The organism is Saccharopolyspora sp. NPDC049426 (genome assembly GCF_040676935.1).
In the GTDB taxonomy this organism is placed as follows: Bacteria; Actinomycetota; Actinomycetes; order Mycobacteriales; family Pseudonocardiaceae; genus Saccharopolyspora.
On record NZ_JBFAPZ010000017.1, the window covers coordinates 1 to 12,395 of the forward strand.

At 70.8% G+C, this 12,395-nt stretch carries 9 protein-coding genes and 1 pseudogene; 4 read left to right on the forward strand and 6 right to left on the reverse strand.

What is annotated here, in order from left to right; all coding sequences use genetic code 11:
• Positions 1–490 (reverse strand): annotated as a pseudogene (gene proA / locus AB0J78_RS28935) (gamma-glutamyl-phosphate reductase); the annotation flags it as partial.
• Positions 491–657: 167 nt separating this feature from the next.
• Between proA and AB0J78_RS28940 the strand changes: the two are divergent.
• Positions 658–2,778 (forward strand): RecQ family ATP-dependent DNA helicase, encoded by a 2,121-nt coding sequence (locus AB0J78_RS28940; RefSeq protein ID WP_363794448.1) that lies wholly within the window; start codon positions 658–660, stop codon positions 2,776–2,778.
• Here the strand turns inward: AB0J78_RS28940 and AB0J78_RS28945 are convergent.
• Positions 2,775–4,412, reverse strand: coding sequence for a DUF885 domain-containing protein (locus tag AB0J78_RS28945; protein WP_363794450.1), 1,638 nt, complete (start codon positions 4,410–4,412; stop codon positions 2,775–2,777). The genes AB0J78_RS28940 and AB0J78_RS28945 overlap by 4 nt on opposite strands.
• Positions 4,413–4,512: 100 nt before the next feature.
• Here AB0J78_RS28945 and AB0J78_RS28950 point away from each other — a divergent pair, with 100 nt between their 5' ends.
• Positions 4,513–5,784 (forward strand): MFS transporter, encoded by a 1,272-nt coding sequence (locus AB0J78_RS28950; RefSeq protein WP_363794452.1) that lies wholly within the window; start codon positions 4,513–4,515, stop codon positions 5,782–5,784.
• 10 nt (positions 5,785–5,794) lie between these two features.
• Here the strand turns inward: AB0J78_RS28950 and proB are convergent, their stop codons facing one another.
• From proB to rplU, 4 genes are all read right to left on the reverse strand, one after another.
• Positions 5,795–6,910, reverse strand: a complete 1,116-nt coding sequence (gene proB / locus AB0J78_RS28955) for a glutamate 5-kinase (protein ID WP_363794454.1) — start codon at positions 6,908–6,910, stop codon at positions 5,795–5,797.
• Positions 6,907–8,406 carry a GTPase ObgE gene (obgE, locus tag AB0J78_RS28960; RefSeq protein ID WP_363794653.1) on the reverse strand — a complete coding sequence of 500 codons (1,500 nt, stop codon included), beginning with the start codon at positions 8,404–8,406 and terminating at the stop codon, positions 6,907–6,909. The genes proB and obgE overlap by 4 nt, the downstream gene beginning before the upstream one ends.
• A 182-nt stretch (positions 8,407–8,588) precedes the next feature.
• Positions 8,589–8,846 carry a 50S ribosomal protein L27 gene (rpmA, locus tag AB0J78_RS28965; RefSeq protein ID WP_093421130.1) on the reverse strand — a complete coding sequence of 86 codons (258 nt, stop codon included), beginning with the start codon at positions 8,844–8,846 and terminating at the stop codon, positions 8,589–8,591.
• A gap of 14 nt (positions 8,847–8,860) precedes the next feature.
• Positions 8,861–9,169 carry a 50S ribosomal protein L21 gene (rplU, locus tag AB0J78_RS28970; protein WP_132676049.1) on the reverse strand — a complete coding sequence of 103 codons (309 nt, stop codon included), beginning with the start codon at positions 9,167–9,169 and terminating at the stop codon, positions 8,861–8,863.
• A gap of 439 nt (positions 9,170–9,608) precedes the next feature.
• On the opposite strand from rplU, the gene AB0J78_RS28975 reads away from it, so the two are divergent.
• Both AB0J78_RS28975 and AB0J78_RS28980 read left to right on the forward strand, forming a co-directional pair.
• Positions 9,609–11,309 (forward strand): hypothetical protein, encoded by a 1,701-nt coding sequence (locus AB0J78_RS28975; RefSeq protein ID WP_363794457.1) that lies wholly within the window; start codon positions 9,609–9,611, stop codon positions 11,307–11,309.
• Complete coding sequence (locus tag AB0J78_RS28980; RefSeq protein ID WP_363794459.1) at positions 11,306–12,277, forward strand: glycosyltransferase family 2 protein; 972 nt, start codon at positions 11,306–11,308, stop codon at positions 12,275–12,277. The genes AB0J78_RS28975 and AB0J78_RS28980 overlap by 4 nt, the downstream gene beginning before the upstream one ends.
• Positions 12,278–12,395: the final 118 nt, after the last annotated feature.

Here is a 12,395-nt window from a genome sequence, read left to right on the forward strand (position 1 = left end):
AGCCGCGCAGCAGCACCGCGTTGCCCGACTTCAACGTCAGACCGGCGGCGTCGACCGTCACGTTCGGGCGACCCTCGTAGACGATGCCGACCACGCCGAGCGGCACCCGCACCTGACGCAGCTGGACGCCGTTGGGCAGCACCTGGCCGCGCAGCACCTCCCCCACCGGGTCCGGCAGTCCGGCGACCGTGCGCAGACCGTCGGCCATCGCCTCGACGCGGCCGGTGCTCAGGATCAACCGGTCGATCAGCGCCTCGGTCATCCCGGACTCGCGGGCGGCGGCCACGTCGCGCTCGTTGGCCTCCAAGATCTCCGGCGCGCGCTTGACCAGCTCGTCGGCCATGTCCTGCAGCAGCGCGTCCTTGGCACCGCGGGTGGCCTGCGCCAGCTCGGCGGAGGCCTCGCGGGCGCGGCGGGCGGCCTCGCGCACCTGGTCGCGCAGGTCGTCGCCGGTCGCCTTGTCAGAGGTGGGGAACTCGATGACGGTCACCCCACCAGACTAATCCGTGCCCGCACACGCCCGGCAACGCATTTCCCGCCCCTCAGGACACCGGGGTCGAACGGCTGCGCGAAGCGCTGCGGGTCCGAGCAAGGCCCCGACACGCCCGCGCCGCCCCGGACGCGTGGCGTCAGCGGCGTCCGGTAGGAATTCGGGACGTGGACGAAGAAGCGCTGCGGGAACTCGCCGAAGAACGACTCCGAGCACTGGCCGGCCCCGAGGCCGCGCTGCGCGAGGACCAGTGGGCGGCGATCCGCGCGCTGGTGCTCGAACGCCGTCGCGCGCTGGTCGTGCAGCGGACCGGCTGGGGCAAGTCGGCGGTCTACTTCATCGCCACCGCGCTGCTGCGCGAGCTCGGCGAGGGGCCGACCGTGATCGTCTCGCCGCTGCTGGCGCTGATGCGCAACCAGGTCGCCGCCGCGGCCAACGCCGAGGTGCACGCCGCCACCATCAACTCGGCCAACCCCGAGGAGTGGACCGACATCGAGGAGCGCGTCGCCGCCGGCGAGATCGACGTGCTGCTGGTCAGCCCGGAGCGGCTCAACAACCCCGACTTCCGGGACACGATCCTGCCCGAGCTCACCCAGAACGCCGGGCTGCTGGTGGTCGACGAGGCGCACTGCATCTCCGACTGGGGCCACGACTTCCGCCCCGACTACCGGCGGCTGCGCACGCTGCTGACCGAACTGCCCGAGGGCGTTCCGGTGCTGGCCACCACTGCCACCGCCAACGACCGCGTGGTCGCCGACGTCTCCGATCAGCTCGGCGTCGGCGGCGAGTTCACCGATCCGCAGGAGACTCTGGTGCTGCGCGGCACGCTGGACCGCGAGAGCCTGCGGCTCGGCGTGGTTCGGCTGCCCACCGCGCAGGCCCGGCTGGGCTGGCTGGCAGGGCGGCTCGACGAACTGCCCGGCTCGGGCATCATCTACACCCTCACCGTCGCCGCGGCCCACGAGATCACCTCCTACCTGCGGGAGCAGGGCTACGAGGTCGCGGCCTACTCGGGCCGCACCGACCCGGCCGAGCGGGAGCAGGCCGAAGCCGACCTGCTGGAGAACAAGGTCAAGGCGCTGGTGGCCACCTCCGCCCTCGGCATGGGTTTCGACAAGCCGGACCTCGGTTTCGTGGTGCACGTGGGCGCGCCGTCCTCGCCGATCGCGTACTACCAGCAGATCGGTCGTGCCGGTCGTGGTGTGCAGCGCGCCGAGGTGCTGCTGCTGCCCGGCCCGGAGGACCGCGAGATCTGGAGCTACTTCGCCTCGCTGGCGTTCCCGCCGGAGCACACCGTGCGCGCCGTCCTCGACACCCTGGCCGAGCAGGGCAAGCTCTCCACCGCCGCCCTGGAACCGCACGTGGAGCTGGGCCGCAACCGGTTGGAGATGGTGCTCAAGGTCCTCGACGTCGACGGCGCGGTCCAGCGCGTCAAGGGCGGCTGGGAGACCACCGGCGAGCCGTGGCACTACGACGCCGACCGCTACCGGCGGATCGAGGCCGAACGCCAGGCCGAGCAGCAGGCGATGATCGACTACCAGACCACGTCGTCCTGCCGGATGGAGTTCCTGCGCCGCCAGCTCGACGACCCGCACGCCGAACCCTGCGGGCGCTGCGACAACTGCACCGGGTCGGGCTATTCCGCCGAGGTCGACGAGCAGGCCGTGCAGCAGGCGCAGGAGCGGTTGCAGCGGCCGGGCGTGGACATCGCGCCGCGCAAGATGTGGCCGAGCGGCATGTCCGCGCTGGGTGTGGACGCCTCCGGCAAGCTGCCCGCCGACGAGCAAGCCACCACGGGTCGCGCTATCGGCAGGCTCACCGACATCGGCTGGGGCAACCGGCTGCGGGAGCTACTGGCCACCGGGGCTCCCGACCAGGAGCTGCCGGACGACCTGTTCCAGGCCGCGATCAAGGTGCTGGCCTCCTGGGAGTGGGAGCAGCGTCCGGTCGGTGTCGTGGCCCTGGGCTCGCGGACGCGGCCGAAGCTGGTGGGCAGCCTGGCCGAGCGCATCGCCGGGATCGGCCGGTTGCCGCTGCTCGGTGAGGTCCTGACCAACCCGAACACGACGCCGAACCGCGCCACCAACAGCGCGCAGCGGGTGGCCTCGCTGTGGCGCCAGTTCAAGATCGACGAGGAGCTGGCGGGCAAGTTGGCGGCCCTGGACGGTCCGGTGCTGCTGATGGACGACTACGCCGACACCGGTTGGACCGCAACGGTCGTCGGCCGCATGATCCGCCGAGCCGGTGCGCCCGCGGTGCTGCCGTTCACCCTCGCCTCGACCAGCTAGGGCCCGGACCTGGCGACCACCTCGGCCAGCACCGACATCGGCAGCGGGCCGTTGGCCAGCAGCAGGTCGTGGAAGGCGTGCAGGTCGAACGCCGGGTGGCGTTCGGCCTGCAGGCGCAGCCGCTGGATCTCCAGCCGTCCGACCATGTAGGACAGCGCCTGGCCCGGAGCTTCGACGTAGCGGTCGGTCTCGCTCTGGACCTCCACCTCGGGCATGAGGGTGTGGGTGCGGAGGAAGTCCACGACCTGCGACCGGGTCCAGCCGAAGGTGTGCAGACCGGTGTCGACGACCAGCCGGGCGGCGCGCGTGGAGTCCATCGCGAGCATCCCCAGGCGGCTGAGATCGTCGCTGTAGAGCCCCATCTCGTCGGCCAACCGCTCGGCGTACAGGCCCCAGCCCTCGATGTGGGCGTTGAAACCGGCGATCCGCCGGATCATCGGGACGTCGGTGAGCTCCTGGGTGAGGCTGATCTGGAAGTGGTGACCGGGCACGGCCTCGTGGAACGCCAACGCCTCGGCGAGGAATCGCGGCCGCTGCTCGGCGGCGTGGGTGTTGGCGAAGTAGGTGCCGGGCCGGGACCCGTCGACCGGGCCCGGCAGGTACGCGGCCCCGACGGCGTCGGAAGCCTGGTCGGCCGGGAACGGCTCGACGCGGCAGGGGTGCGCGGGCATCCGCCCGAACCACCGGGGCGCGGCGGCCTCGGCCCGGGAGACGGCCGTTCTCGCGGCGCTCAGCAGCTCCTCGCCGCTCGACCAGCACGGGGCGGTGCGCATCCGGTCGCGGATCTCGGCTGCGTCGCGCAGGCCGAAGACGCGGGAGCCGATCTCGGCGTACTCCGCGTCGAGGTTCGCCAGCAGCTCGCGACCGGTCCGGTGCAGCTCCTCGGGCGTGCGATCGGTGGTGGTGTGCATCCGGGCGAGGGCCGTGTAGGTGCCGGCGCCGTCCGGCAGGAAGCAGAGCCCGGGTTCGTCGTCGGACCTGCCGGGCAGCTCGCTCAGGACCTGGCGGTAGGCGGCGAGCGCGGGCCGGATCTCCTCCACCAGCAAGCGGTCTCGCTCCTCGTCCGAGCTCAGCCGCGGCCTGCGCAGCGGATCGTCGTGCGGCGCGGCGAGGTGGGCGTCCAGGTGCTCGATCGCGACCCGGACCCGGCGGGCGACCGGCAGTCGACCCGCGCTCGCCCCGGCGCGATGCCGCAGACCGCACCTGGCCAGGAACTCCGGGATCGCCGCGAGCATGCTCAGGTGCTCGCGCTCCTGGTCAGAGCTTTCGGGGCGCTGCTGCGGGATCAGTTCCAGGACCTTGGCGAGCGGCGAGACGACCGAGTCGTGCACCGTGTGCTCCACCAGGCGCGACGCGATGCGCGTGGCCACGCCCTCCGCTTCGGCGATCACCACCTCGCGGGTGAGGTCGTCGCCGTCGAGGCCGCGAGCGGTCGAGGCGATGCGCAGAGCTCGCTCGCGCAAGTCGGCTTCGGCCTGCTCGTCCGGATCGTTGAGCCGATCCGCGGTTCCGGGCAAGCCCAGCAGCAACTCGTTCAGCGGGTTCTCCTCGACGAGCACCTCGACCAGCTCGTCGGCCGCTTCGGGCACCGTGACCATCCCGGCAGTCTGCACCAGCGGATGCGTCCCACTCACCTGGATTTCTCGATTCCAGTTAGGACTCGGACCTTTCGCCCATGCGGTCGAGCGCATAACGTGTCGGCACCCCATTCTCGGGCGCGACGCGGAGGTTGCGATGTCCCAGGACGAAGCCGTGGCCCACAAGCTCCCGGTCCGAACGCTGGTCGCTGCGAGCATCGGGAACGCCATCGAGTGGTACGACTGGACCATCTACACCGCGTTCAGCGTGTACTTCGCGTCCGCGTTCTTCCCCGGTGAATGGGCGCTGATCAACACGCTGGCGACCTTCGCGCTCGCGTTCTTCTTCCGCCCGCTCGGCGGCTGGATGCTCGGCCGGTTCGCCGACCTGCGCGGCCGCAAGACCGCGATGCTGGTGACGATCTCGCTGATGGCAGGCGGCTCGCTGATCATCGGCATCCTGCCGACCTTCGAGTCCATCGGGTGGCTGGCGTCGATCCTGCTCATCCTCGCCCGCATCGGGCAGGGCCTCTCGCTCGGCGGCGAGGTCTCCAACGCCTCGGCCTACCTCGCCGAGATCGCGCCACCGTCGCGGCGCGGCCGGTACTCGTCGTTCTTCTACATCTCCACGGGTGCCGCGCTGCTCATCGCCTCGCTGCTGGGGTTCCTGCTGACCTCCGTGCTCAGCGAGGACCAGCTCACCTCCTACGGCTGGCGGATCCCGTTCATCGTCGGCGGCGTGCTCGGGCTCGTCGGCATGTGGTTGCGGCGCACGCTGACCGAGACCGAGCAGTACGAGGAGAACAAGACCAAGGCCAAGGCCCTGAAGAACCCGCTGATGCTGACGCTGCGGGAGCACCCCAAGGCCGTCGGGCAGCTCATCGGGTTCTCGATGCTCTCGACGCTGTGCTACTACACGTTCTTCAGCGCGCTCACCCCGTTCGCGGTGAAGAACCGCGACGCGGACGCCACCGACGTGTTCCTCGCGCTGTCCATCGCGACGACGCTGTTCATCGCGCTGCAGTACCCGATGGGCTTGGTGTCCGACCGCTACGGCCGCAAACCGCAGCTGCTGGTGTGGTCGGCGGCCATCGCAATCCTCATCGTGCCGCTGTCCAGCCTGGTGCGGCCGGGCCTGGGCAGCCTGCTCGTCGTGTTCTGCGTCGGTGTCGGGCTCTACACCGCGATGACCTCGATCGCGCCGGCGATCATGTCGGAGCTGTTCCCGACCGAGCTGCGCGGGCTGGGCATCGGGGCCTGGTACAACCTCACCGTCGCCGTCTTCGGCGGCACGGCACCGCTGGTCATCCAGGCCTTCGCCGAGTTCGGCATCGCCACGGGCTTCTTCTGGTACATCGCGGTGGGCGCGGTGATCGCGTTCTTCGTCATCCGCACGCTGCCCGAGACCCGGGCCACCGAACTGCGCTGAACCTCCCGGATCAGCGCAGCGGCACGAGATCGTCGGCGTGGACGACCTCCCGGCGCTGCTCGGGCGGGAGGTCGTGGGTGGAGCGCCCGATGAGGGTCGGGAGCTCTTCGGCGTCGTAGGCGACCACACCGCGGGCGACGACCTTGCCGGTCGGGTTGAGGAGTTCGACGACGTCGCCGCCGTCGAAAGCGCCCTCGACCGCGGTGATCCCGGCGGCCAGCAGGGAGCGGCGGCGCTTGACGACCGCGGTGACCGCACCCTCGTCCAGCCAGAGGCGGCCGTTGGCCCCGGCCGCGTGGGCGAGCCAGAAGCGCCGGGCCGACAGGCGGTTCCCGGTCGCGGCGAAGGCCGTTCCCACGTCCGCCGCGCCCAACGCACTCTCGGCGTTGGCCGAAGACGTGAGCAGGACCGGAATTCCGGAGGTGCAGGCGACTTTCGCCGCCGCGACCTTCGAGGCCATGCCGCCGGTGCCCAACCCGGACGCACCCGAGCTGCCCGCGTCGACGCCGGCCATGTCGGCGGCACCGGCGACCTCGCGGATCACCTTCGCGCCGCCCTTGCGCGGATCACCGTCGTAGAGCGCGTCCACATCGGACAGCAGGATCAGCGCGTCGGCTCCGATCAGGTGCGAGACCAGCGCGGCCAGCCGGTCGTTGTCGCCGAAGCGGATCTCGGTGGTGGCCACCGTGTCGTTCTCGTTGACCACCGGCACCACGCCCAGCCCGAGCAGCCGGTTGAGGGTGCGCTGCGCGTTGCGGTAGTTGCTGCGGCGCACCACGTCATCGGCGGTGAGCAGCACCTGGCCGACGGTGAGGTCGAAGCGGGCGAACGACTCGGCGTAGGCGTGCGCGAGCGCCAGCTGCCCCACCGACGCCGCGGCCTGCTGCGTCGCCAGGTCCTTCGGCCTGCGACGCAGGCCCATCGGCGCGATCCCGGCGGCGATGGCGCCCGAGGAGACCAGCACGACCTGTCCCCCTGCGGCGACCCGCTTCGCGACCGTGTCGACCAGGATCGACAGCCGCTCGGAGTCCAAGCCGCCCTCGGTGGTCGTCAACGAGGACGAACCGACCTTCACCACGATCCGCTGCGCGGCCGCGACGGCCTGCCGAGTCGCCGAGAGGCTCACTCGTCGTCCTCCTCCTCGCCCCCGACGTAGCGGCCGAACTCGTCCAGCCCGCTGCCGCGGCGCGCCTGCTTGGCGATCTTGCGGTCGTGCGCCGAAACCCGCTCGTCGGACTCCAGCCGCAGGTCGTGACCGCGCCGACCGAGCAGGTTGGCCATCCCGGCCGGGGTGGAGGGCTCCCAGTCGAACGTCATGGTGCCGATGGTGACCTGGCTGCCGGGCTCGGCGCCCTGCTTGGCCAGCGCGTCCTCCACGCCCAGCTTCGCGAGCCGGTCGGCGAGGAAGCCCACGGCCTCGCTGTTGTTGAAGTCGGTCTGCCGGATCCAGCGCTCCGGCTTCTCGCCGCGAACGATGAAGGCGTCCTCGTCCTCCGGGTCGGGTTCGACGGTGAAACCACCGTCGTCGACCGCGGTCGGCCGGACCACGACGCGCGCCGGTTCCGGCTCGGGCAGCGTCTCGCGATAGCGCTCGACCTCGGCGCCCATCGCGAAGCTCAGCTCGCGCAGGCCTTCGCGGGAGGCGGTGGAGATCTCGAAGACCGGCCAGCCCCGCTCCTCGACCTCCGCTCGCACGAAGTCGGCGAGCTCACGGGCCTCCGGCACGTCGATCTTGTTCAGCACCACCATGCGCGGGCGGTCGGCCAGGTCGGCGCCGCCCTGCTCGGCGGCCAGCGCCGGGGTGTACTCGGCGAGCTCGTTCTCCAGCGCGTCGATGTCGGAGATCGGGTCGCGGCCCGGCTCCAGCGTCGCGCAGTCGACCACGTGGACCAACACCGCGCAGCGCTCGATGTGCCGCAGGAAGTCCAGGCCCAGACCGCGTCCCTGGCTGGCGCCGGGGATCAGGCCGGGCACGTCGGCGACGGTGAACACCGTCTCGCCCGCGGTCACCACGCCCAGGTTGGGGACCAGGGTGGTGAACGGGTAGTCGGCGATCTTCGGCTTCGCGGCCGAGACCACCGAGATCAGCGAGGACTTGCCCGCCGACGGGAAACCGAGCAGGCCGACGTCGGCGACCGACTTCAGCTCCAGCACCAGTTCCAGCTCTTCGCCGGGCTCACCCAGCAGCGCGAAGCCCGGCGCCTTGCGGGCCTTGGAGGCCAGCGCGGCGTTGCCGAGGCCGCCGCGACCGCCGGCCGCCGCGATGAACGTGGTGCCCGTGCCGACCAGGTCGGCCAGCACCTCACCGTCGGGAGACAGCACGACGGTGCCGTCCGGGACCGGCAGCACCAGGTCCTCGCCCTGGGCGCCGTTGCGGTGGCCGCCCTTGCCGGGCTGACCCTTCACCGCGCGGGCGTTGGGCCGGTAGTGGAAGTCGAGCAGGGTGTGCACGCCGGAGTCGACGACGAGGCGGACGTCGCCGCCCTTGCCACCGTTGCCGCCGTCCGGACCGCCCAGCGGCTTGAACTTCTCCCTGTGCACCGAGGCGCAGCCATTTCCACCGTCGCCCGCGGCGACGCTGATGGTCACGCGGTCAACGAACCGCGACACGAATGCCTCCAGGAAGATCAAGCCGAGCGGCAGCCCGGCGGGTAGAGCTCTTTGTCTCGATTGCAACAGCGGCGCGACCGGCGCGCTTCCCGGCCGCGACGCGGGTCACCCCGGACAACACAAAGCGAGGGGCGGCCCGGTCATGCCGGTTCCGCCCCTCGCCGGGAAGTTGCTGGCCTGCGTCGAGAGCCGGATCAGGCCTCGACGGGCTGCACGCTGACGGCCTTGCGGCCGCGGTAACGTCCGAACTCGACGGTACCGGCGGACAGCGCGAACAGGGTGTCGTCGTTGCCCCGACCCACGTTCAGACCCGGGTGGAACTTGGTCCCACGCTGACGGATCAGGATCTCACCGGCCTTGACGACCTGGCCGCCGTAGCGCTTCACCCCGAGGTACTTGGGGTTCGAGTCGCGGCCGTTCCGAGAGCTGGATGCGCCCTTCTTGTGTGCCATGACTACTCAGGTCCTCACTTGTTGATGCCGGTGACCTTCACCCGGGTCAGCTTCTGACGGTGACCCTGGCGCTTGTGGTAGCCGGTCTTGTTCTTGAACTTGTGGATGCGGATCTTGGGGCCCTTGGTCTGCTCGACCAGCTCGCCGGTCACCGACACCTTGGTCAGCGCGTCGACGTCGGTCGTGACCTCGGAGCCATCGACGACCAGAACCGCCGGGAGCGCGACCTCGGAGCCCAGCTCGCCATCGAGCTTCTCGACCTCGACGACGTCCCCGACAGCCACCTTGTACTGCTTGCCGCCGGTCTTGACGATCGCGTACATGAGTCGGAAGTCTCCTGCTGCTCGGTTTCGCTAATTCACCAGGTTGCGGCGGACGTCCGCCACGATCACGAGGACCGGGGCTTCCTACCACGCCGCTGGTGCAGCGTCTCGGTGGGTTCCTGTCTCAGCAGCGAGGACCGCGCGAGCGACCGCACTCGAAACAGGCGTTTAATCTCTCCGCCCGTCCGGCGGCGAGAAGTTCTCACCCATCATACAGACCAGGTTTCCGTCCCCGATCGACCGGGGCGGTACCACCAGTGCGGATCCGCGGATCACGCGCTGACGGGCGAGCCGGAACAGCATAAGCGAGCTCGCCGCGCACCGGCGAACCGCCCCCGCGGTCATGGCGCATCCCGGCCAGATTCCCCCGTTCCGCAACCATCGTGACCTGCCCTTGCTACCGTCAGTGGCTGCTCGTGATGATCTAGGGAAACGCAGAGTGACTGACACCGCTTCGGAGACCGACCGCCAGGCCGCCGCACCCACGACACCAGCCGCCCCCGGCCCGGTGCGCCGCTTCGGTCCGCTGCTGCTGGGGCTGTCGGCCGTCGTGCCGCCGCTGATGATGCTGCGCGAGATCCTGCGCTACCCGCAGATGCACTTCTACGACTACTGGTGGGTCCTGCTCGACATCACCGACGTCGACGGCTCGCTGCGCCCCGAAGCGCTGCTGGGATTTCGCAACGAGCACCCGTTCGTGCTACCGAGCCTGCTGTTCTGGCTCAGCGCCCGCTTCGGGCACGGCCTCAACCAACCGCTGGGCCTGGCCGTGCTCGCGATGGGCGTGGGCTGCGTCCTGCTGGTGCAGGCGATGCTGCCGAAGCACCTCGACCCCTGGCAGCGGGCGGGACTCCTCGCGGCGACCTCGACGCTGGTGTTCAACCCGCACGGCATCCACAACTACGTGCGCTCGATGAGCGGCACCTCGTGGATCCTGGCGATGCTGCTAGTCCTGGGGGCGCTGCTGGCGATGCACCGGGAGCACCGCGCGATCGCCGTGGTGCTGGGCCTGCTGGCCTCGATCAGCTACGGCACCTCGTTCGCGGTGTGGCCGGCGCTGGCCCTGGTGGCCTGGCTGCGCGGCGACCGGCGGAAGTGGATCGCGACCCCGATGGTGGTCGGGTTCGTGGTGGTCGCGACCTGGTTGGTGCTGCGCGGCCCGCAGGGCGGCGGCGGGAGCTCGCCGACCGATGATCCGGCGCAGGCGATGCTGGCCGGGCTGAGCATGCTCGGCATGGTGTGGACCGGCACCGAACCCTCGGTCGCGCTGCTGGCGGGTGTGGCCGGGCTCGGCGTGCTGGTGCTGCACGCGAACCAGACCACCGCCGAGCGGCGGATCGCCGCGCCGTGGTGGGGGCTGGCGCTGTACGCGCTGGGCTGCGCGGTGATGATCTCCGGCTCGCGCGCGGCGTTCGGCGAGTCGGCCGGGCTGCAGAGCCGCTACAACAGCATGACCGCCGCGCTGTGGATCGCGGTGCTGGTCATCGTGGTCGCCTGGGCGCGCTGGCCGCGGTTCCGCGCGGTCGCGGTGGGCGCCACTGCGCTGGCCACGGTCGCGCTCGGGGCTCCGATGGCGCAGAGCGTGCGGGCCGACGCGCCCAACCAGCAGCTGCTGGCGGTGGCCGCGCGGATCGGGCATCCCGACGCCTTCACCGACCGCTTCCCCTCGCCGGGTCAGCTGCTGCCCCGCCTCCAGGCGCTCGGGCACTACCCCTTCTCCCCCGAGTTCTCCCTCGGCTGCCCGGACGGGCTCGACGTCGGCGACCGGGTCAGCACCGCGACCTGGCGCACGCCCAGCGTCGACTCGCTGCGCGAACCGCGACCGGACGGCCGCGACGTCGTGCTCAACGCCGAGACAGACCAGGTACAGGGCGGCGCGCGGATGCTCAAGGGCTGGGCGATCTCCGGCATCGAACGCGCGCGCTGCGTGGCCGTGCTCGACCAGACCGGCACGGTCGTCGGCGGCGGCGTGGTCGACCTCCCGCGCCCGGACGCCGAGGCCGCGACGCCCGGCATCGAGAGCGGGCTCGGCTTCCAAGCCGTCGCCCCCGCCCGGCCAGGTCCGCTGCGCGTGGCGTTCCAGTTCCCCGACGGCTGGTGGATCCGGCCGCTCACCGAGAATCCGCAGGTGGCGCGATGAAGGTCCCGGAAGTCTCGCTGCTGGCTCCCGCCAAGGACGAGCGCGACAGCTTGCCGAAGCTCTTCGCCGAGATCAGCGAGGCCATGGCGGGCCAGCACCGCGAGTGGGAGCTGCTGATCGTCGACGACGGCAGCACCGACGACAGCTGGCAGGTCATCACCGAGCACGCCGCGCTGAACCCCCGCATCCGGGGCATCCGGCTGCGCCGCAACTTCGGCAAGGCCGCCGCGCTGGCCGCCGGGGTCGCCGAGCTGCGCGGCGAGCTCATGGTCACCCTCGACGCCGACCTGCAGGACGATCCCTCCGAGATCCCCCGGCTGCTGGCCGAGCTGCACTCCGGGGCGGATCTGGTCAGCGGCCACAAGGCGCAGCGCAAGGATCCGCTGGGCAAGCGGCTGCCGTCGAAGGTATTCAACTGGTTCACCGGGCTGATCACCGGGCTGCGGCTGTCGGACCACAACTGCGGGCTGAAGGCGGCGCGCACCGAGGTGTACCGGCGAGTTCCGCTGTACGGGGAGCTGCACCGCTACATCCCGGCGCTGGCGCACCAGCTCGGCTACCGGGTCGTGGAGCGGACGGTCAACCACCGGTCACGGCAGCACGGGGTGTCCAAGTACGGGCTGGAGCGCTACGCGCGCGGCGCGCTGGACCTGCTCACGGTGATGGCGCTGACCCGCTACGGACGTCGTCCGGCGCACCTGTTCGGCGGGCTCGGGATGCTGGCGGGAACGCTGGGAACTCTGGTGCTGCTGTACTTGACCGGGGTGTGGTTGTTCACCGAGGAATCGATCGGAACTCGTCCACTTCTGACCCTCGGGATTCTGCTGGAGATCTTCGGAGTTCAGATGATCTCGCTGGGTCTTCTGGCCGAACTCGTGCTGCACCGGACCGGACGTGAGCACGACGTGACGGTGCTGGTCGCGGAGGAGACCACGCGAACCGCGAATTCAGAGCAACACGCTTCGTGACCAAACGTTTCAACGCGGAACACAGCGCGGTAACGAGCTCCTGACAAAGCGATTGCGCATTACCTGACGCAAATGCGAAATAGGCCGGGGGGCGGCAGAACACACCCTGTCATCGCCC

What these genes read in the sequence shown, in the direction of transcription:
- AB0J78_RS28950 (WP_363794452.1), top strand. Translation starts at nt 4,513, where the DNA reads ATGTCCCAGGACGAAGCCGTGGCCCACAAGCTCCCGGTCCGAACGCTG.
- rpmA (WP_093421130.1), bottom strand. Translation starts at nt 8,846, where the DNA reads ATGGCACACAAGAAGGGCGCATCCAGCTCTCGGAACGGCCGCGACTCG.
- rplU (WP_132676049.1), bottom strand. Translation starts at nt 9,169, where the DNA reads ATGTACGCGATCGTCAAGACCGGCGGCAAGCAGTACAAGGTGGCTGTC.
- AB0J78_RS28980 (WP_363794459.1), top strand. Translation starts at nt 11,306, where the DNA reads ATGAAGGTCCCGGAAGTCTCGCTGCTGGCTCCCGCCAAGGACGAGCGC.